Genomic DNA, 21409 nt, shown 5'->3' with positions numbered 1-21409 from the left:
GTCCTTAAAGAGTTGGAGCGAGCGACTTAGCATTAAGTGCTCGTTTAGAGGTGTATTTGTTAGATAAAATTATGCTGAAGTAGCAAAGGGAGCTGATGACCAATACGCTTGCAACTGCACAGATCCAGTAACTGGTGGCAATAAAATAGCTCAGCCATGACAGCTCTGGCTCGGCAAAGGTGCGATACAGCAAAATACTGACCGAGCCGATATACCCAGCTGAATCAGCTAAATAGAGTAGAAAACCCACATTGGCAACACCGCCCACGGCGGCAATCATGCGGTCGAATAAAAAGCAGTTGTAGGGGATATACGCGATATAAAGCCCAGCGCCAAGTAGTACCATCCAGGCTTTAGCATCTAAGATGCCTAATTCAAAGCCATAGGTACTCGCACCGAGTAACAATGTGCCAAATAAGATAAAACCATGATTAACTAAAAACGCGGTTTTGTTGTTTTTAATCAGTACCATCATGGCAAGGGCAATCAGCACGATAAATGAAATGCGAATGCCTGCGTAAGCAAAAATAGTTGGCTCTTCACCATAACCTAACGCCATCCAGAGTTCTGCTTGAAAATTATCTAAAAAGTCTCTAAAGCCTGTGAAAAGTAAAAAGCTTAAAACGAGCGCTGTAATACCAAACCAATATTGTTTAAAGAAGTTAAACCGTGCTTTGCCATCCATTGGTGTGCGTTTTTGTCTTGCAGAAATATCGTTTTGATCAGGTTTTGGAATGGCGTTTAAACACACTACACTGAGCAGTAATAAGGGTAAAAAGAGTAGGCCAGTTAGGGCTGGCATCCATAGCTCAGAAACACCTAAATTGTTGGTAATAAAGCGGCCAACGGTTTTCACAACACCGGATGATAAAATAAAGGTGATGCTTAAAATGGCACCGAGGATTTCGGTGGTGCGTCTACCTTCTAAATAACTAAAGACGACCCCCCAAATCATGCCAAGAGATAATCCATTAAAAAATAGGCAAATAATGTTAAGGCCAATTGGCAATAGTGCAAATAATACCAGCGAGAGCTCTGCGCCTAAGATCATTAAAATTATGGCTTTGGCTCGCTGATTAGATTGCATTTCGGAAATCACTTTTACGCCGATAAATTTTGCCAGCATGTAACCAAATACTTGGCTTAATACCAGCGCCACTTTAAAGCTTACAAGCCAGTTTTCTTGCTCAAATGCAAGATAGCTTGATGCGGCAAATGGCTTTCGAAATGCGTACATACAAAAATAAGTCATAAAGGCAGCGGAGGCTGCAAATAATACGAACGCGGGGCCTTGTGTCTTTTGTAACCAGTTAGCATTTTTAAACAACATAATACGTCTCGACTGCGTTTGAAAAAAGGGTGCAAAGCAGGTGCTTTGCATCCTCGGTACTATCAACAAATCAGTGTTAATTTAGGGCAATTGTTTCGGGAACCCATTGTGATAGTGTTCTGTGAACTTAATGTGTAACCAAAGGGGTTAAGTTTGCACTGTGATGCACCCTTACCCCTGAACGCTTGCTCGCGTTAAAACGTTCGTTAGAACATTCGTTAGAAACGATAATTAAGGCCGAGCATGCCGCGAATACCGTAATATTCAACTTGCAATGGGCGACCTTGCTGACCTTGGTAATACATTAAGGGTTCGTTCGTTAAGTTATTAAGCTCAAGGTAAACCATGGCATCGTCATTAATTTGATACGAGGTAGTAAAATCAACGCTGGTATAGTCACCGTAGTAACTGTCGCTTTGTTTATCACTGCCGTGCTCTTCAATGTATTCGCCTTTGTGGTTCACAGCTAAACGCGCAGCAAAGAAGGTGTTATCGTAGTAAAGGGTAATGTTAAATAATTCATCGGCTTGGCGAGGGATGCTAACGACGTCATCGCGCTCTGGGATGGTCATTTCTGAATCCATAAAGGTCGCATTTGCCATTACCCCAAAGCTCTCAAGGCTTGGCGCGATAAAACCAAAATCACGATTAAACGCAAGTTCTAATCCCACTAACGATGCGTTGTCGCCATTTTCTGGTCGAATTAAATTAACGCCTTCACGGCTGTTGTAACTGCCAATGGAACTGCTTTGGAAAATTGGATCTTCAATATCTTTATAGAACACACCGGCTGACACTAAACCAAGGCGGTCAAAGTAATGTTCAAACATGACATCAATGTTGTTTGAATAGGTTGGATCCAGTTCAGGGTTACCTGAAAACAGTTGGTTATCTGCTTCTAGGTAAGTTGCACCTGGCGATAATGAGCCAAAATCCGGACGGGCAAAGGTGCGTGTGAGTGCTAAACGCCAATTGGTCATATCACTCATTTTATATGTGATATGAAGCGACGGCAGCACAGAGAGATAATCATTCTCGGCCTTACTTTCAACCACTTTGTCTTGATCGGCAAGATAGGTAAAGCCCGATACTTCGGTATCGGTTTGGGTTAAACGCAGGCCACCGAGTACTTCGATTTGTTCATTAGCTTGCCATGTTGCCATACCATAAATACTGGCGTGTTGCTCGTTTACATCAAAGTTACGACCAAGTGCGCCACCGTTTGAAATAAGTGCTGATTCACCGGCATCGAGCTTAAATTTATTGCGGTTTTGTGTCCAAAACTGTGCTAACGCATCCGTGGAAGCCACTTGAGAGAACTGGCTTGCGTAATCAATGCTTAGTTCGTTTAAGTAATCATTTCGACCTGGTTGGTCGCTTAACGAAAAGTCAGCAAGCGTAGGCGCATCACCATAGTTCTCACTATCCCATGCGTAAAATTCATCAGCAAATTCGGCAACGCGTTCTTTATCACGGTACTTTACACCGAATTTAAGTAATAAGCTGTTATCTAGTTGCCAGTCAAAATCACTGCTGAAAACGATTTTGTCTTTTTCATTAACGAATACTTTATAGAGCTCTACCCATGCAAGCTTGGTATCGCTCGGTGACATTTGAAAGCCATTTGGCAAGTGGTTACTGATGGCATTCCATGGGTCACTGCCGCCGTCCACTTCGTTGTAGGCATAGTTTTTACCTGTGCCACGGTCTTCAAGACCAACATAGCCAACGTTCTTTTGGTCAAAACGCACAACAAAGTAACTGTTGTCTTCGCCATTTGGCATATCGCCGTAGCGGAACTCATTTTCGTAACTCGACAGTGACCAAGAAAGTGTTTTATCAAAACCAAAATAATGTTCACCAGCAAGTTCACCGCCACGCATTTCGGTGATAAGTTCATTGCGAATGTGCTGCACTTCAACGCGGTCTTTGTCAAAACGCATACGATGTTTGTAATGGGTTTCATCGTCGATTAAGGTACCGTACATTGCGCTAGCACTGATTTTACCCTGATCTAAGGTATACTCTAAAGAGCCATTTAAACCATAGGTTTCGCGTGTGCCGGTGTAGTCTCGAAGCTCTAAACGACGAATACCAATACCATCATTTCCACGACGAGGTTCAAAGTTATCCGTCGCCCAATCACGTTTCCAAGCAGTGGCATTAATTAGATAACCGAGTTTGTCATCGGCTACACGGTCGCCATATAAGACACTCGCAGAGTAGTTAGTGCCTTCGGCAAGTTCATTTGCACCCAGCGCGATATTGGTATTTAAGGTAAATTCGTCAGGGGCTTTTTTGGTGATGAAATTAACGTTACCGCCAATTGCATCACCTTCCATATCCGGTGTGATGGCTTTAGATACTTCAACAAATTCAATAAGTTCACTTGGAAAAAAATCAAATGCGGTAGCGCGGCTGGTGGTTTCTTCTTCAGCGGTTGGTAAGCGATTGCCATTAATTGATGCTGAGCTCCATTGTGATGGTAAACCGCGTACAGCAACAAATCGGCCTTCACCTTGGTCGCGCTCAATGGAAATACCCGGGATACGCTGTACTGCTTCTGCTGCATTTCGGTCTGGTAATTTGCCAATGCCATCACTTGAAATTACATTGATAATATTGCTGGCATTTTTTTGGCTGTTAGCAGCGGCCATTTCGCCACGTTGGATTTGACCAATCGCAACCACTTCTTCAATTTCATTGTTGGTGTTGCTAGCATTGAGGAAAATGGTTTCAAGTACTTTCATTTCATCATCTTTAACAGAAACGCTCAGTAACTTTGTTTGGTAACCCATGTAATTAACTTCTAGTTGGTACGTACCTGGTGATAATTTAGGGAGTTCAAAGCGGCCATTAAAGTCGGTAACGGCACTGTTATTAGTACCAACTATTTTCACCATGGCACCTGGCAGTGTTGCATGTTGATCTTTTACAACGCCTGTCAGTTTTGCTTCTGCGGCAAGAATGTGGGGGCTTGTTATCAGCAGTATACTGGTGGCAATACGCGATATATTTTTCATGTTAAGGCTTCTCAGTTAGTAAAATTATTATGGTCTAGACCAGAAACTGAAAAACAGTCTAACGAGGGTTTTTTACAAATCGGTTACGCTTGTGTGAAAAATAGAAAATCGACTGGGTTTTTTATTCAATATATTGATTCTATTGCATATAAAATTAAGCAGCTACAAAGAATTTAGGTTGTAACTGCTGGTTAGGAATTTTATGAACAGGCTTACAGCAAACTGAAACAGCAAAAAAGCCTTATAAGATTTGCTATACCAGCAAGCTTGCGGGTCTTGGATTTGCTAGTAAATCGGCAAACACCTGCCAAACAGAGTTTTTATCTTGCATATTGGCATGTTTTTCAATGTAGGCTTTAACGATATCTTGGCCTAAGTTGTAATTAAGCACATAGGCTCGATTTGCTTTAATAAACCCTAAGCGCTGCGTTGCCCGCGCTTTACTCACTAAGGTGTATTTGACTAATAAATCGACTGCGTGTTGCTCTGATATTTCGCCATCAAGTAAGCGTTTAGCAACCATATTGTCAGCATAAGATAGTTTTTGCATTAGCGCTTGTACTTCATAATAGCGCTCAGCTTGTGAGACATCGAGACCGGCAAGCACGAAGAGCACTTCTTTTTCAAATACCATGCGTTCAGGCTTTGGAAAAACCACTTCAATTCCATAGTTAGCAGAGCCTTCGGCAAGCAGTGACATCGGGGAAAATAATGGATAAACACAATATTCCATCCAACCTTTTTCGTTTACTAGGTGTTTTTCCATCAATGAGTTAAACACATGGTGGCCGGGATAGCCTTCATGGGCAGCTAAATCGACCGCACGTGAAATATAAATCGGGAAGTCGGTATTCATTTGAATCAGGCTAAAGTTATCGCCTTTATACCAGTTATAGCCACTCCAAATTTGGTTTGTTACATACTCCAGCTGAAAATTTTCGTTATCTGCAAGGGGAATAAATTGTTTAGTAATCTCACGTGAACGCGCTACTGCGGCTTTAAATACGTCATCGAGTTTGCTTTTGGGTATTTCAAATTGTGCATTAAATGCCACCATGCGTTCGCTTAAACTACCGTCGCCTGGCACCAAGTTTTCAAGCGCTAACAAGACTTCATCAAACTCAGATTCTGTTTTGTTTGGTGAAATGGCATCGTATAACTCAAGCGATTCATCATCGAATTTTGGTGCGTTACCCGAAATCACACTTATAAAGGTTAGTATTGACTCACTTTGCTTTAATAAAAATGTATGTCGCAGTGTTTCGCTTTCATTTGGTGTTGTTTGTTTTAAGTTACCTACAAGCACTGTAACTTGCTGTTGAATATCTTCAAGCGGCTCTTTCGTTGTGGGTTGCCAGTCACTAGGGCCATAGTAAGCGTCAACATAGTGTGGGTGATGAAGGCCAATTGCCAGTACTAGCTTTACGTATTGCTCTGCAAGGGGATTTAATGACATCGCTAACTCATTTTGAACGTTAAAGAGGTTTGCATATTAACGAATTTTGAAATTGTATACAATTAATGGAGGAGTAAGCGTAACTTAAATTGCTGCAAATATTGCTGTTTCGCTTATCGCGCACTATGGTGGCTAAATGACCTATTTTGCACAAGGAATAATCAGTGAAAAATACCCTACTTGTTGCCATCTCAATGCTTTGTAGCTTACCAGTTACTGCGCTTTGCAGATAACCTAAAACAACCGCCAAAATTAATCGTGCTTTCAGTAGTTCATGTCGCAATGCAGCAGCACGATACCCATGTGGTGATGATTTTTGCAGGCTATGGCATAAAGCAAAAAGCGGAATACCGTGCTGTAACCCCTTATGGTATTGCACCTACATTAGCGCTTAATGAAAATACTACTATACCCAGTGGTGCAACGGGTCAATGGTTAGTTGAGGTACTACAAAAATAGGCTTCACCTAGAAGAGTAATGGAAGTATTGGAGTCGATGTTTTTACGCAGGTAGGCGGTATTACCACCTAAGGACATAGTTTGTTGTTTTAATGTATTTATTGCGCCTTGTAATAAACTGGGCTCAGGAATAAACCAGTAGTTGATAATGGTACCCTGTGAGCCGATAACATCGCCCAATTTTTTACAATTTTTGCTAAGTTGTTGGTTGTCAAAAACAATGGATACAGATGGGCCAGTTGGTGCGTTAGCGATGGTACAGCCAGCCAAAAAACATATCACCAGAATGCTTAATAAGGTAGAGTTTATTTTTATCATATTTTTGTTTCTTCATCTGAGTGCAAGCTAAACACTATGAAAAATAACATAATAACCGTTTTATGCCTATTTCAGCTCTTATTCAGTAGTCAAGTTTTTGCGGGAAGAGATGTTACCCAACTTCATCTTAAACCTAGCGATAAAAATTGGTCTATTGGCGCAGGGTTGAGAACGGGCACATTTCCCTATATTGGAGATGACAAATACCAAGATTTCCTACCTTTAATTATATATAACGGGGATCAGTTTTTTATTGATGGCACGCGCACAGGCTTTCATTTGATAAATAATGATGAATGGTTGGTTAGTACCTTTGCAGCATATCGGTTTGCGGGATTTAATGAAGAGGATTCAGAGTTATTGGACGGCATGGAACGTGACGATGCTGTAGACGGCCGCATTGCGGCAAGTTATAAAACGCGTTACGGCAATGTCACCTTCGATATTGGTCATGATATAAGCAATACCCACAAAGGGTGGGATAGCCAGTTACGTTGGTCGAAACGTTTTAACTATTACAATCTGTTAATCAGACCTTGGTTAGGGGTAAGTTACGAAAACCAAGCACTTACTAATTACTATTTTGGTGTGCTCAACGATGAAGCTGAAATTGATAGGCCAAGTTACACAACAGCAAGTGCATTTGAATGGCAATATGGCTTGGACTTCAGCTACCACTTTGCAAAGCATCATTATGTTGGCCTCAACTTTCAATACGCTGAGCTCGATAAAACAAAAATTAATAGCCCCATTATTGCCGATAAAGGCCAGTTTGAAACGTTTCTAACTTACCGTTATGAGTTTAATGACTATCAATACGATCAAAGCCAAAACAGCAGCTTGTTAAAAGGGTTAACTGAAGGCGAGTGGTATTGGCGCCTTGCACAGGGAAAATTTACGACAACAAAATTCAATGAGTTGATGCGGTTTAAAAACATGTTTGACCCAGAAGAGAAACACACTGGATTAGCGAGCGTGTTTGTTGGCAAAAAAATTGCCGACAAGTTTCTTGGTTTACCGGTTGAGTCATATGTAACTTTGGGCTACGCGCGCCACTTTGAAAAAGGGTATCAAGCAAATTTTAACGAGTATGTGCTTGGCTTTAAGGCTTATTTTACTGGGTTCCCCTGGTCACATATTGTCAAAACTCGGGTGGGAATTGGTGAGGGAGTGTCCTATGCGGGCAGTGTGCCAATTGTAGAGCAAGAAAATGTAGAACGAAAAAACCGTTCTGCATCAAAATTTTTAAACTACCTTGATTGGAGTTGGGATTTTAGTCTAGGTGATGCAATAGGCAACAAGTCACTTAAAGACTGCTTTTTAGGGTGGTCAGTGCATCATCGTTCAGGAATTTTCTCCTCAGCCGATTTTTTTGGTAATGTCAGTGGTGGCAGTAATGTGAATACTATTTATCTGCAATGCCACGGTAATAATGGTTAGCGAATTAGGTTGTCTGTTAACCTTTGCTTTAAGGAGATAAAAGGTTAACAGACCTGATTTCACAAACCTGTTGATTAGTTATACTTTAAATAATGCCACTTGATTTTTCAGTTTACTGGCAAGTTCTGCTAACTCGGTACTGCTGGTGCTTGCTGCCTCTTTTGCTGTATTATCTGAAATGGTCGAAATAATCACAACATTACGATTTATTTCGTCATTCACACTTGTTTGCTCTTCTGGTGGTGTGGCAATTTGTGCAGCCATATCATTAATTGCTGCAACGGCTTTTGTGATTAAGTCTAACGCTTCACCTGCTTGCGTAGCGTTAGCAACGCTGTTTTCCGCTTGCTGATTGCTTTGTTCCATCAGCGCTACAGCTTCTTTACTAGCACTTTGTAAGCTTTCAATCATTTGCTGAATTTCTTGAATAGAACTTTCGGTGCGAGAAGCAAGTGAACGAACATCGTCAGCAACAACCGCAAATCCACGTCCTTGCTCGCCAGCGCGCGCGGCTTCAATTGCTGCGTTTAGCGCTAATAAATTTGTCTGTTCGGCAATACCCCTAATAACATCGAGCACACGTCCAATTTCTTGGCTATCATTTGATAATTTGTCAATTGAGAGTGCCGCTGTATCTATTTGTTGTGCAAGCTTATCAATACTATTAACAGTTGATGCGACCACTTGCTGACCATTTTCGGCTTGATGATTTGCATCCATCGCACCTGATGCTGTGTCAGCAGCATTACTGGAAACTTCATTTGCAGTAATGGACATTTAATTAACCGCTGTTGCCACCATTTCGGTCTGTTGGCGCTGTTCGTTAATAAGTGCGTTTGTATTATCACTCGACTGCGCTAGTAAACTTGATGAGATGCGCACTTGCTCGCTTGCATTTATGACTTGTTGTAGTGTCTTGTGGAAACTACCTATTAACGAGTCGAATGCTTGACTTACTGTGCCTAATTCATCACGTGAGACTAAATTTGTTGGCTTCGTTAAATCATTAGATGATGCTATTTCATTTATGGATGTTCGTAATTTTGTTAGTGGAGCAATGATATTATTGGTGATTAACCAACTTAAAAATATTGCTATCGCTGTTACAATAATTGCGAAATAAAGACTAGCTGTAATAGAAGAGTCGATACTCTCTGTTGTTGTGCTTTTTATGTTATTTTTTTTGCATCTATTGAGTCAATAAGTGTCGAAAATTCATCTCTTTAGCGAGCTGCTAAAGGGCTTAAATTGGACTTATAAGATTTCCATGCATTTGTTAATTATTCACTCGAAGAGTTTGATGATAAGGTTTGAACTAAAAGTAAACTTTCGTTTAAAAAATGTTTTGTGGATTTTTTAGATTGACTAACCATCTGTGCTAACTTGTTGTCAATCGAAGGCGCTCTCTCTATAACTGACTCTAGGTTATTAAAAAGTGTTTCTATTGATTTTATACGATTACGCATGTTTCCTAAGTTTTCTTGGTAGTTATCACTCAGCATAATGCTGCGATTTAAACGCGAAACATAATTAATATCCCGATTTATTTTTAGCGTGGTTACCTCTAATGCCACAGCAACAGCAGTGTATGTTTCGAAGTTGATTTTTATTGTACTTAATTTATGAATTTCAAATGCTGCAAAGGAAATCAATACAGATAACAGTGCACCTGATAAAATATTGATTTTGTTTCGAACAGAAATATTTGATAACAATGTGCTCATATGTGCAGTCCAAATAATGAAATAACGGTAATAAATACTAGCTAACTGATTAGTTTAGCTCACTTTATTGTATCGGCATTGAAATTTAAGTATTACTAGAAATGTTTACATAAATTGGTAAATAACAATGAAAAGAAAAATATCCTTGATTTTAGGTAGTGGCTGTGCGAGAGGGCTAGCTCATATTGGTGTGATTAAGGCACAGGAAGACAATCAATTTGAAATTTGTTCAATCTCAGATTGCTCTATTGGATCACTAATTGGTGGGATTTATGCTGCTGGGAGGTTATCTGAATTTGAAGAATGGACCTTAACAATAGATAAATAAGATATTATTTCATTGCTTGATTTGGCATGGGGTAATAATGAATTAGTAAAGGGCGATAAAATCATAAACACCTTAAAAAATGGTAGGGGATATAACCATTGATGAATTGCCTATTGCTTATACAGCCGTCGCTTCTGACATACTGAATGGAAAAGAGGTTTGGCTTAATTCTGGTTTGCTTTTTGATGCTATTCGCGCATCTATTTCGCTTCCTTTATTCTTTACAGCGATAAACGAAACAATCAAATTTTGATTGATAGTGGCGTGCTAAACCCTGTGCCTATTGTACCGACTTTTAATGACAATACGGAACTAAAAATTGCGGTGAATCTCGGCAGTGAGAGGTCAACGGCACCCGAGTCAATGGAAGCGCTAGCGGAACATAATGATAGCTCAGCGATTTCGCGTTTTATTGCTTCTCTAAAGTTTGAAAAAGACGATAACGAAGTCAATAAGCTTGGTGCATATGAGGTGGCAAATAAAGCTTTTGATGCTATGCAATCTCATTTAGCCGCCGCAAATTAGCAGCCCACCCACCAGATATTTCAATTGAAGTCAGCAGAAATGCCCGCACGAAGTTGGAATTCGATAAAGCTGCAGAAATGATAGATTTAGGCTATAACTTATGCATTGAAGCATTAAAACGAAACCACCTTGTTAAAGAGTGAGGATTGTTGGTTACATACTATCTTTGTGCGTCTAACTGAATTGAATCAGCTGCTATAGTTATTTATCTCTGCTATTGCATATACAGTATAGGTGGGTTTTGTGATAATTGTCTGTTGATTCAAGGTGTAAATGAGTATTGTTAAACAGTGTATTTATAATTAGTTTGGCGATTGCTATCGTTGAGAGCATTTAGGTTTATTTTAATAATCCTATAAAAGCAACACACTTAATTGTAAGGTTATATCTATGGCCTGTTGGGAATTTATCCTAAAATTAGAGAATTGACAACGCAGTTTTAATGGAAAAAAGAGCGCAATAAAGGATGTTTTGAAACAATAAAAGAAAGCGATATCACGAAAGGAGTTAATCCGAAAAATAGGGTGATTTATTTGAGGAATTCTTATCAGTGAGTTATGTCACCATTAGTTAGATTGTATTATTTTATTTGCAAACTGGATAGAACAGCTATAGCTAATTGATTCAATATGTTAGGCTGGTACATAGTTGACATAAAAATTTATTTTATTTTGAAAAAACATTTTCAAAATGATCATTTATTTCTTTTTAAGAGTATATTTGTGTTTTACACTAAATTGTGAAACAACTGCAGTGATAGCTGGTTCGTTTCTTTTTTATCCGAATGGATTCATGGGGCTAGGATATAATTTTTGTTTCATAAAATCTTTTCTTTTTGTTTATTGCTAGTACTTGCGCATAGTAGTGCCTATTCTGCTGAGTACAGCCGTTATCTTAAAAACTACTCAGTTGAGGATGGCCTCTCTCAAAGTTATGTGAATCAAACAGTCCAAGATGATCATGGTTATTTGTGGGTTGCTACGGATTATGGCCTTAATCGCTTCGATGGCTATGAGTTTGAGAAAATTAATGGGCCTGATAATGTCTTTGCTAATGATGGCATTATCTCATTAACAACACTTGCTAATGGTAATTTGTTGGTAAGCACTTACATTACAGGTGCTTATTTTATTGATCCTGTCACACTTAATGCATTTCGCTTTTATGATGGCAAACTAACAGAAGCTAAAGATGAATATTTAAGTGTCGAGTATGCTATCGAGATAGATGGTAAACTGTGGTTGGCGATTGGCCGTCATTTAGTTTTATATGAAGCTAGTTCTAAGCAACTCAAAATTCAATTCTCGCTGAGCGAAACACCTGATTTAATTAGAAGTTTGTATCATAAAGATGATTATATTTATGTTGGAACCTCAAAAGGACTGTATGCATACCACATTGAAACTGGAGGTGCTAGTCTTATTCAACACAAACCATCAGACATTACTGATACCGATGACAATAGCAATGTAAAGTATTTATCTTGGGATTATCGTCTTGGATTACTTGTTGGAACGGTAGAAGGTTTATATGTTTTTAAACCAAATGAAGATGTTGCTAAGCCAAGAACACTTATTTCAAATTTAAATATTTGGGGAGTTGTTCGTAATGCTAATGCTTTTTATATTGCATCAGAAAAAGGATTGTACCGTTTTGATCCCATTTCATTAGACCTGAATCTCTTGGCACAATTTTCTCAGCGTCATCCACTAGTTAGTAACAATGCAATCAAGGATATATTTCAAGATGACAGTGGTCTTCTTTGGCTGGCCTCTGAATCTAAGGGGGTCTATTACTGGCACCCTGATCTGCAAAAATTTTCCAGTTTTAGTAAAGCTTCAGGTGTAGATTTGTCAAATTCTGTTGTGAACGATTTCATCGAAGTCGAACCGGGAGTTTTGTGGATTGGCACAGAAAATGGGCTAACTAAACTCGATATATCAACAAAAGAGACAAAACATTTTTTTGTTGAAGATAACCCTAAAAATAAATGGGGTAAGCATTTTATTTTTAATATTTTTGATGCAGGCGATGGTAAAGTTTGGTTACGGCACTCAGATGGATTAACTCTGTTTGACACCGTAAATGAGGTTGTTGTTCCAACCAACTTATCCGCAGAATTAAATAAAGAATTTGCAGAACTTTACCCTTATGGCATTTATTCCCTCGATAACGATCGCCTAATTTTTGTAAGTTATAAAGGGCATTATATTATTGATACTAAAAATAATAGCCTTAAACCACTTGTCAATTTAGATAAGAACTTTGATACCGATCTATCAATTGGTTTTATGAAGAGTTTTGTTGATGATACAGGAGTACTTTATCGAGTAGGTGGTGAGATTTACCATTATAACTATCAAGAAGATAGTTATCGATTGATCCATCAGCTTGAGAATTATCAAGTTCATGATTTCAAATTTGTCGCAGATTGGGTGCGTGATGCCGATGGCATTGTGTGGATGGCCTACAATGCACATGGTGTTTTAGCACTTGATGATAAATTCCGAATACACAAAGAAATCACCTTCGCCAACGGGTTGTCGGATAATCGGGTGTTCAGTATTACTGCTACAGATAACAATACTGTGTGGATAGGTTCGCAAAGTGGTTTGTTGAAATACGACAAGTCTCTTGACAGTATAAATCAATATAATCATGAACAAGGTTTAATTAGTGATGAGGTTTACAGCGCACCACATAAATTAAAAGATGGTCGTATTGCATTTACGACACCTGCGGGCATTATTTTGTTTAATGCAAGTGAAATTGAAAAGGTTAGTAACGATAAACCTGTTAAGTTACTTGATTTAGAGGTGAAGTCGCGCAACCAAAAATTGTCAATAGTAAATGCCTTAGATGATGAATTCAGCCTCGAACATGATGATTTCGGTTTAAAATTTCATTTTTCAAACTTTGATTTCGCGAATCAAAAACAAACCAAATACCTCTTAGAACTCGAAGGGCCGAGCCATGTGAGGTATGATAATTACAGCAAGAATAATATCGAATTTACGCGCTTGCTGCCTGGCAATTATACCTTTAAAGTCGCGGCATATTCAGTCGCATCGGGTGTCTTGGGAAAACCGGAAAGCTTTAATTTTGTTGTAAAATACAATCCTTGGACATCGCCCTTTGCCATTATTTTTTACTTGTTAGTTTTAATTTTGAGCTTTGTGGCTATTTACTTACGACGTGTCAGACAACAACATATTTTGCAAGAACTTCACGAAGAGTCTGTTGCTGCCAAAGAACGTGCTCGTTTAGCTTTAGAAGCAAGTAATAGCGGCGTTTGGGTGTATAACAGCCAAAGCCACCATTTATATCAAGAACGGATGTCTGACTTAGGCTATGGTAAAGACACCGATGGTAGTTTGCATGACCATATGACACTCATTCATCCCGACGACCGCAGACGTTTGGATAACGAGTGGCAGGCATTTTCAAACGGTAAATCCAAGCTTTGGGATGTCACCTATCGAATGCGCTCGAAAAGTGGTGAATGGGTGTGGTACCGCGATATGGGTAAACTTTCCAAAGAGACTGACTCTGATGGAAGTCTTGTTTACACAGGCACATATACTAATATTAGCGACACTAAAAACAAAGAATTGCAAGCGCGACTTTACGGTGAAGCACTTCGCAAAATGAACGAGTGGTTGATTATTCTCGATAGTCAATTTCAGTTAGTAGCGTCTAATGAAGCTTTCAATAAACGTTTTTCAAAAAATGGTCAAGATGCTGATCAGGAAACCCTGATAGGCTTATTTGATATAAATAAACAGGCTGAATATCGGGAACAGTTAAGTAAATTGAAAGTTGGTCAGCATCTTCGTCGAGAAGAAGTATGGCAATTTGATAATGAACGCATAGACGTATTGCTCTCGATTTCAACAATAGGTGAGGGTAGTATTACAAATTACGTTGTTGTAGTAACAGACCTCACTCAGCAAAAAGTTGTTGAACAAAAACTTACGCAGATGGCAAATTTTGACCATTTGACTCAATTGGCAAACCGCAGCTTAATAAACGATCGTATTGAACAGGCCATACTACATGCAAAAAACAAAGTGGTCGCTGTTTTGTTCATTGATTTAGACCGCTTTAAGCAAGTGAATGATTCACTGGGCCACAGTGTGGGTGATAGATTACTAATTCAAGTCGCTAAGCGCATGACGAAAGTGGTAGGGGAAGAACATAGTGTAGGTCGTCAAAGTGGTGATGAATTTATTATTTTGATCGAGGATGTGGTATCACCTGAAGAAGTGAGTCATTACGCTAACGAGCTTAATAAACAACTAGAAAAGCCCTATATTATTAACGGGAATACAGTAAATATTAGTTCGTCAATAGGTATTTCCTTTTATCCATTTGACGCGGAAACGACAGAAGAACTCATTCAAAAAGCAGATATTGCAATGATCCACGCGAAAAACAGTGGCCGCAATTGTTATCGTTTTTATACCGAACAATTAAACAAAGATGCTCGAAATCGCGTTTTATTAGAAAATGAGTTAATCAATGCAGTAAAACAAAATCAATTAACTAACTATTATCAGCCAATTATCAATACACAATCGCAAAAAGTTGTGGGTGTAGAGCTTTTATTACGTTGGTTCAATAAAGATGAGATGATTTCTCCTGGTGTGTTTATTCCACTTGCCGAGCAAATTGGCCAAATTGTAGCTATGACCGAATTGGCTCTAGAAAAAGCGACACTAGAACTCAGAGACTGGTTATCAAATGATCGAAACAGATACCTATCAATCAACCTTTCCGCATTACATATTGGACAGCCAAATTTAGTAAAGGCGTTTATTAATATCTTGAATAGCACTAATGTGCCTCCACAGCAAATTCGTTTAGAAATCACAGAAGGTATTTTGATTGATGATACAGCCAATGCTCTAGAACAATTACAGCGTTTAAAAGATGCAGGGTTTAAGCTCTTTTTAGATGATTTTGGAACAGGTTATTCGTCCTTAACTTATATTAATCAATTCCCAATAGATGTGATCAAAATCGACCAAAGTTTTATTCGTCAAATGCTAGCAAGTAAAACGAACCAAGCAATTGTTCAAACGATTGCAGTGTTGGCAAAAAATTTGGGTACGTACTGTATTGCTGAGGGTGTGGAAGAATTAACTCAAGTAAGTGTTTTGAAACGTTTAGGTTGTTACAACTTACAAGGCTTCTATTTTGCTAAGCCAGTGCCATCAAGTGCTTTTTTAAGTGAAGATTTTCAAGAAACGCTTGAACGCAAAATAAGTGCTTGTAAAAATGCCTAAAAATTGGCTTTATCATGAAATTATTAAGGCAATGGTAAATTAAAAACTTGGTCTGTGATTACAACGAAAGAGCCTTGTTCTGTCTTTAGCAGTTTTAACATAACCGCTTTCTCTAGAGAGAATTTACTGAAATAAGTGTTAAGTCAAATTGGATTTACATGTTGTTTTCATTTCTACCTATAGTCAATGTACCAAATATTTTCTAGCATGTTTCAATTGGATAACAAGCTTAAAAGTTATGTGCATTCGAGCTGGTTAGTTTAGTAAATAAAACACAGAGAACTGTTTAAAAAAACTGAATCAATATTAGAACAAAAAAGCATTTTTAAAAAAGGGCCTTTCGGCCCAACAGTTTGAAGGGAAACTAATTAAGTGTTTCTGTAATCACTGTATCGATAACATGAACAACTCCGTTGGTTGTATAAATGTCTTTAGTGATGACATTTGAGTCTTGAACTTGTAAGGCAACTTGAGGCAAGGAGACTTTCCACCAAACGTTATTTATACCGTCTCCGTTGGTTTCACCAACGGCCTTGTCATTTGAATAGAAGTATAATGGGCGCCCCATAAAGGCAGCTTGTTTTTTACCATCTACACGTGTTACTAGGCTTAGCCCTTTAAAGTTATTTACTATTTCATCTTCGACAATTACAGGTGGCCAGTTTGCAGCACAGGGATCGTTGCACACGCTACCCACTTGTCCTAAGTCATTATCAAAAACATAAATAGAAAACCCTGGTTTTGTTGACCCATTACCACCAACAAGTGTTTGCATTTCGGCATTGTAACTTACTTCATCAGAATCAGTATTAGTGGTATCAGTATAATTAATTAAATCGAGAGTAATGCTATTGTTGGCAAGTGTGTTGACAGCTTTTCCGTTTGCGGCATATGCGGAAACAGAATCAACCTCACCTTCAACTACATGTTGCAATAGCAAGGATGATAGTGCTTCGTTATCAGCAAGTAGAGCTGATAGCGTGGCATCAGAAATTTTATCAAAAGCGGCATTTGTTGGCGCAAAAACGGTGAATTTTTTAGTTTCATCAGCTAAAACATCTACCAAGTTTGCTGATTGTAATGCGCTAACTAATGTCGAAAAATTTGGGTCATTTATAGCAACATCTACAATATTTTGAGTCGACTGCTGTTTGGTGGCTGGTGGTAAGATTACTTGGTCAATTACATGGATAACACCATTACTTGCATTAATATTAGTAGTAGATACTTTTGATGCATTTATGTAAAGGCCAGAACTTGAGAGGGAGAGCGCAGCCATTTGACTATTTGCCATTAATATTTTGTTATTGGCACTATTTGCAACTGAAGTTGCCCCATCAGACATTATTTTTGCATCAGAGATAACGTGGTACAACAAGATATTTTTTAGCGCATTTGTATCTGATAATAAAGTTTGTAGCATTCCTTCTGGTAGCTGTGAAAATGCAGCATCAGTAGGCGCAAACACGGTAAAATCAGTATTTGCATTGGCAAGAACAGCATCTAACCCTGTTGCTTGAAGAGCCGTTAATAAAGTATTAAAAGAACCTGCATTTGATGCCACCTCTGGAATGTTTCCTAAAGGCGTAGGCACCTCTACATCACCTACAATGACAGCATCAATCACATGAATAATGCCATTTGTGGCATAAATGTCTTCGCTTGTAATTTTGGCACCGCCAAACATTAAGGAGTCTGATTCCGAATTAATGGTAACAGGAACATTGCTACCGGATGCTGTCTCTACGTCTTTCCCATTTAGCGTAAACGCTGAAATAGAGTTCACTTCATCTAGAACTACATGCTGTAGCAAAATGTTACTTAATACTTCTGGATTGTTTAACAACGAGTTAATAGTATCTTCACCGAGCAATGCAAAGGCATCGTCGGTAGGCGCGAAGACTGTGTATGTTTTTGATTCATCGGCAAGAACAGAGTCAAGGTTGGTTGTTTGTAATGCACTAACTAAAGTACTAAATGAACCTGCAGAAATCGCAGTGTCAACAATATTTGTTGTTGGCAATGCTTTGTCTTTAGGTGGAATAAGAACGGCATCGATAACATGGATAATTCCATTATCAGCTTTGATGTCTGTCGCTGTTACACTAACCGTGTTGATGAGCAAAGAGCCTTCATTTAACGATAGCCCTACAGCATCACCGTTAATCATTTCAACTTTGTTTCCAGCGTTAGCAATTGCAGCTGATGCGTCAATTTCGCCGGATTTGACATGGTAAGTTAAAATGTCTGTGAGTGTGTCTGTTTCTTCGAGTAATGCTTCAAGAGTGCCTTGTGGAAGTAATTCAAAGGCTGCATCGGTTGGTGCAAACACCGTAAACTGACTGTCTAGATCTGCTAAAGTTTGATCCAGACCTGTCGCCTGCATTGCGGATACAAGCGTAGTGAAATTACCATCATTGACGGCAATATCAACAATGGATGTTGGCGTCACAATAGATTCAGATGGAGTGTCTGATTTTTGTTCGTTATCATCATTGCACCCAGTTACAACAAGCAGTGATGACACTAAGAGTGCAGTTTTTAATAAATTTCTCACCTTATAGATCCTTTTTGAAAGTTAACTGGCGAGATTTTGTACGCACATGAATTATAACGAGATCAAATAATCACAAAATTTAAACGATTTAAAGGCAATTATTGTTATGATCAAAGCTTATATAAGGTACAGTATTAATTGATTTTTTGTAATGTATTATATTATTACTAAACTTATATTTGGGTCTGCATTTCCCAGGTATTACACAACTGCAAGGAAAGCGACATGGAAAAGAATTTAATTAAAATTGCTATTGTTGATGATAGCAAAACGATGTTATTAACAATGAAGGCAATGTTAAATGGACTTGGATATCAAAATATCGAAATATTCCCTTCGGCACGCCTTGCGTTTGCCATTATTGAAAACGATGTGAATGCATTTCATTGCATCTTAACAGATTTAAACATGCCTGAATTGGATGGAATGGCATTTTTGAGGAAGCTTGGCAAAATAGGTTTTCTTGGCGGTGTTGCTATTGTTTCTGAAATGGATGAACGGGTGATTTCTTTGGCTGCCGATTTAGCTAAAATTCATCATGTTAGGTTAATTGGAAACCTCTCAAAGCCAGTGAGCATCAAGCAAATTGAAATGGTGTTAGAGCGGCTTAGTACTCTCAACGTTGTAAAACACCAATTATTTCAATATGTTTCAGAACAAGAGTTAATAGAGGCAATTGAGGGCCAACAAATTGAACCTTATTACCAACCAAAAATTAATAGTATTAGTAACAAAGTCGAAAGCCTTGAAATACTTGCACGCATTGTAAAGCCAGGCAATTCAGACGCTATTTTGCCTCAGCATTTTTTGCCAACCGCTGTAGCACTCGGTGTTGAAAATGTTGTGACCTTTCAATTGGTGGAAAAAGCAGCACGACATTACTCAGAGTTGAGAGTGTTGTTTGATCATGAATTTAAGCTCGCTATAAATTTATCGCCCAAACAAATGCAGGATAGTTTTTGCGCAGAGCAAATGGCAACGATCTTATGTGTCAATGGCTTAGATCCTAACAAATTTATAATCGAAGTTACAGAAGAGTACGCGCTAAGAACGCCTGAACAATTAGAAACTCTTAACCGCTTACGCATGAACGGGTATGGCATTGCTTTAGATGATTTTGGTACTGGGTTTACAAATTTAAATCAATTGAGAACGTTACCGTTCACTGAAATTAAAATTGACCGAAGTTTTATTGCAAGTATCAATGAAGATAAATTTTCTCAAGTGATTGTAAAATCGTTGATTGATGTATCCAAAGAGCAAAAAGTTGAACTGGTTGCTGAAGGAGTTGAAGATTTAGAGGATCTTGAATACTTGCAACAAAGTGAAGTTAGTATTTTATTGCAGGGTTTCTTTATATGCCGCCCCAAACCAATCAATGAAATAATTCGTTGGTATGCCAAGTGGAAGCAAATTACTGCAAATTCAACGTTATAAAACTTTTTATGTTTGGCAAATATTAAAAATCTGATTAATTAAATTTTGACGTAAACAATCGGCTCCAATTATGTTAGCAACTAGAGCTCCTTAAAAGTCCTAATTTATGTAGCAAACTTGTAATCCAGATTAACGTTTTATGAAAAAGTAAATTGACAGCGGAAATAATGTTTTGAATGTCTTTTTATAAGTAAATAGTACACTTTTTGACTTCGATTTTATGTAATTCGCAAGATTGGTAACGCCCTTTAAATAACTTGAAATTCGTTATTACAGCGGGCAAGGTGATTAATCATTTCCTTTTTGCAATCAACGCCAACATGAGCAACTAACTCCCATCCAACTTAAACACTTTGTTTTCTGTTAGGGATTAGTGGGCGTTACTACGTCGACTCTCTACTTTTATGTATGCTTTTTGAATATACAGATTGCAGTAATTAGCGCCATCACGCTTATCTCTTTTTTCTTTTGTAAAGGCAGGCTGTTATGCCACACATTATTATTTCAAATATCACTAGGCAACTGGGCGATAAGGTTATATTTAATAATATAAACCTGACTATACAAACGGCACTTCTGGCATCGTTGGTCGAAATGGTTCAGGTAAGGCAACATTTTTTAACGCTTTAAATGAAGCAAATTACAATGCTAATTCGATACAGATTATTGCTGTATTAACTTGATGATCACTTAGACATAAGCTCTAAAGCGCAATTGGCAAAAGAACGATCTGAGTACAAATGTGCTTATTTTGTAGTGAGCCATAATGATAGCTTTACAAATGATTTAGATATTAATTTGATAGTGGATATAAATTCTGGTCAAGCTATTGAAGTAAGACTATAAAAGTGTAGAGTCAATATTTTATAAGCTTAACAACCAGTTGTGGAGGAGTGACTATGGAAAAGCACGACAGTGGCTTTGATGAAGCAAGTCATGATGACAAAGCGATTCGTTTTTGTCATACAGTCATAAGGTTTTGTGTCAAAATGTTAGCGTTATTAATGACGCTTTTAATAATTTGGGGCGTACTTGATGTGGTCTATGTGATGTATACCAAATTAAAATCACCACCTTATTTTTTATTGTCGATTAGTGATATATTAGCTGTGTTTAGTGCATTTTTAGCGGTGCTAATTGCTATTGAAATTTTTATAAACATTGTGATGTATCTGAGAGATGATGTTATCCATGTAAACTTAGTAATCGCTACCGCGTTAATGGCAATTGCACGCAAAGTCATTGTTTTAGACTTTAGTAAATTAGCTCCAGAATATATCTGGAGTACAGCAGGTTTGGTGTTAGCGTTGGGTTTAACTTATTGGCTAGTAGCAGTAAAAGAGAAGAAGAGAGTAAGGATAAATGAATAAAAGGGCGACCCTTATGAAGAGGCTGTATGCCTCTTTTTATTAATCAGTAAGGTATATTACGCCTAGCTTAGAAATCCTCAAAGAGAGCCAACAACGTACGTTAGTAATGTATCTATATATTGTCTGTGACCAACTATTTAGCTAGCTATATCGTG

The 21409-nt window shown here is 38.3% G+C and carries 14 protein-coding genes and 1 pseudogene; 7 read left to right on the top strand and 8 right to left on the bottom strand.

The features are described 5' to 3' along the window. Positions 1 to 4: 4 nt before the first annotated feature. From ABYD77_RS07350 to ABYD77_RS07340, 3 genes are all read right to left on the bottom strand, one after another. Positions 5 to 1330, bottom strand: a complete 1326-nt coding sequence (locus tag ABYD77_RS07350) for a DUF5690 family protein (RefSeq protein WP_372768482.1) — start codon at positions 1328 to 1330, stop codon at positions 5 to 7. Positions 1331 to 1548: 218 nt separating this feature from the next. Beyond that, a complete protein-coding gene (locus tag ABYD77_RS07345; RefSeq protein WP_372768480.1) occupies positions 1549 to 4353 on the bottom strand; it encodes a TonB-dependent receptor in 2805 nt (934 codons plus the stop codon). A gap of 253 nt (positions 4354 to 4606) precedes the next feature. After that, complete coding sequence (locus ABYD77_RS07340) at positions 4607 to 5809, bottom strand: hypothetical protein (RefSeq protein WP_372768478.1); 1203 nt, start codon at positions 5807 to 5809, stop codon at positions 4607 to 4609. 180 nt (positions 5810 to 5989) lie between these two features. Here ABYD77_RS07340 and ABYD77_RS07335 point away from each other — a divergent pair, with 180 nt between their 5' ends. Continuing rightward, positions 5990 to 6268, top strand: coding sequence for a hypothetical protein (locus ABYD77_RS07335; RefSeq protein ID WP_372768476.1), 279 nt, complete (start codon positions 5990 to 5992; stop codon positions 6266 to 6268). On the opposite strand, the gene ABYD77_RS07330 is transcribed toward ABYD77_RS07335, so the two are convergent. Then, entirely contained in the window at positions 6238 to 6585 is a 348-nt protein-coding gene (locus ABYD77_RS07330) for a DUF4156 domain-containing protein (RefSeq protein ID WP_372768475.1), read from the bottom strand. The genes ABYD77_RS07335 and ABYD77_RS07330 overlap by 31 nt on opposite strands. Before the next feature lie 36 nt (positions 6586 to 6621). Here ABYD77_RS07330 and ABYD77_RS07325 point away from each other — a divergent pair, with 36 nt between their 5' ends. Then, the gene (locus tag ABYD77_RS07325; RefSeq protein ID WP_372768473.1) at positions 6622 to 8025 is read left to right on the top strand and encodes a MipA/OmpV family protein; all 1404 of its coding nucleotides are present in this window, start codon (positions 6622 to 6624) and stop codon (positions 8023 to 8025) included. Positions 8026 to 8103: 78 nt separating this feature from the next. On the opposite strand, the gene ABYD77_RS07320 is transcribed toward ABYD77_RS07325, so the two are convergent. From ABYD77_RS07320 to ABYD77_RS07310, 3 genes and pseudogenes are all read right to left on the bottom strand, one after another. Next, the gene (locus tag ABYD77_RS07320; protein WP_372768471.1) at positions 8104 to 8802 is read right to left on the bottom strand and encodes a methyl-accepting chemotaxis protein; all 699 of its coding nucleotides are present in this window, start codon (positions 8800 to 8802) and stop codon (positions 8104 to 8106) included. Between the two features lie 159 nt (positions 8803 to 8961). Then, a pseudogene (locus ABYD77_RS07315) lies at positions 8962 to 9099 on the bottom strand (HAMP domain-containing protein); the annotation flags it as partial. A 206-nt stretch (positions 9100 to 9305) separates the two neighbouring features. Continuing rightward, positions 9306 to 9749, bottom strand: coding sequence for a hypothetical protein (locus ABYD77_RS07310; protein WP_372768469.1), 444 nt, complete (start codon positions 9747 to 9749; stop codon positions 9306 to 9308). Positions 9750 to 9876: 127 nt separating this feature from the next. Here ABYD77_RS07310 and ABYD77_RS07305 point away from each other — a divergent pair, with 127 nt between their 5' ends. The 3 genes from ABYD77_RS07305 (at position 9877) to ABYD77_RS07295 (ending at position 15890) form a co-directional block, all read left to right on the top strand. Beyond that, entirely contained in the window at positions 9877 to 10077 is a 201-nt protein-coding gene (locus ABYD77_RS07305; protein WP_372768467.1) for a hypothetical protein, read from the top strand. 249 nt (positions 10078 to 10326) lie between these two features. Beyond that, positions 10327 to 10602, top strand: coding sequence for a hypothetical protein (locus ABYD77_RS07300; RefSeq protein ID WP_372768465.1), 276 nt, complete (start codon positions 10327 to 10329; stop codon positions 10600 to 10602). 812 nt (positions 10603 to 11414) lie between these two features. Next, on the top strand, positions 11415 to 15890 hold the full coding sequence (locus tag ABYD77_RS07295; RefSeq protein WP_372768463.1) for an EAL domain-containing protein: 4476 nt from the start codon (positions 11415 to 11417) through the stop codon (positions 15888 to 15890). Between the two features lie 364 nt (positions 15891 to 16254). Here ABYD77_RS07295 and ABYD77_RS07290 read toward each other — a convergent pair whose 3' ends face one another. Continuing rightward, positions 16255 to 18447 (bottom strand): fasciclin domain-containing protein, encoded by a 2193-nt coding sequence (locus tag ABYD77_RS07290; protein ID WP_372768461.1) that lies wholly within the window; start codon positions 18445 to 18447, stop codon positions 16255 to 16257. Between the two features lie 225 nt (positions 18448 to 18672). Between ABYD77_RS07290 and ABYD77_RS07285 the strand changes: the two genes are divergently transcribed. After that, positions 18673 to 19884, top strand: a complete 1212-nt coding sequence (locus ABYD77_RS07285) for an EAL domain-containing protein (protein ID WP_372768460.1) — start codon at positions 18673 to 18675, stop codon at positions 19882 to 19884. An 899-nt stretch (positions 19885 to 20783) separates the two neighbouring features. Next, positions 20784 to 21254 (top strand): phosphate-starvation-inducible PsiE family protein, encoded by a 471-nt coding sequence (locus tag ABYD77_RS07280; RefSeq protein ID WP_372768458.1) that lies wholly within the window; start codon positions 20784 to 20786, stop codon positions 21252 to 21254. Positions 21255 to 21409: the final 155 nt, after the last annotated feature.

The sequence above is a fragment of the Pseudoalteromonas sp. genome, from assembly GCF_041629635.1.
Classification (GTDB): domain Bacteria; phylum Pseudomonadota; class Gammaproteobacteria; order Enterobacterales; family Alteromonadaceae; genus Pseudoalteromonas.
The sequence above is the reverse complement of the archived record's forward strand: the minus strand, read 5'-3'. Positions and strand labels throughout refer to the sequence as shown.

What these genes read in the sequence shown, in the direction of transcription:
- ABYD77_RS07305 (WP_372768467.1), top strand. Translation starts at nt 9,877, where the DNA reads ATGAAAAGAAAAATATCCTTGATTTTAGGTAGTGGCTGTGCGAGAGGG.
- ABYD77_RS07285 (WP_372768460.1), top strand. Translation starts at nt 18,673, where the DNA reads ATGGAAAAGAATTTAATTAAAATTGCTATTGTTGATGATAGCAAAACG.
- ABYD77_RS07330 (WP_372768475.1), bottom strand. Translation starts at nt 6,585, where the DNA reads ATGATAAAAATAAACTCTACCTTATTAAGCATTCTGGTGATATGTTTT.
- ABYD77_RS07280 (WP_372768458.1), top strand. Translation starts at nt 20,784, where the DNA reads ATGGAAAAGCACGACAGTGGCTTTGATGAAGCAAGTCATGATGACAAA.
- ABYD77_RS07325 (WP_372768473.1), top strand. Translation starts at nt 6,622, where the DNA reads ATGAAAAATAACATAATAACCGTTTTATGCCTATTTCAGCTCTTATTC.
- ABYD77_RS07350 (WP_372768482.1), bottom strand. Translation starts at nt 1,330, where the DNA reads ATGTTGTTTAAAAATGCTAACTGGTTACAAAAGACACAAGGCCCCGCG.
- ABYD77_RS07340 (WP_372768478.1), bottom strand. Translation starts at nt 5,809, where the DNA reads ATGTCATTAAATCCCCTTGCAGAGCAATACGTAAAGCTAGTACTGGCA.
- ABYD77_RS07345 (WP_372768480.1), bottom strand. Translation starts at nt 4,353, where the DNA reads ATGAAAAATATATCGCGTATTGCCACCAGTATACTGCTGATAACAAGC.
- ABYD77_RS07310 (WP_372768469.1), bottom strand. Translation starts at nt 9,749, where the DNA reads ATGAGCACATTGTTATCAAATATTTCTGTTCGAAACAAAATCAATATT.
- ABYD77_RS07320 (WP_372768471.1), bottom strand. Translation starts at nt 8,802, where the DNA reads ATGTCCATTACTGCAAATGAAGTTTCCAGTAATGCTGCTGACACAGCA.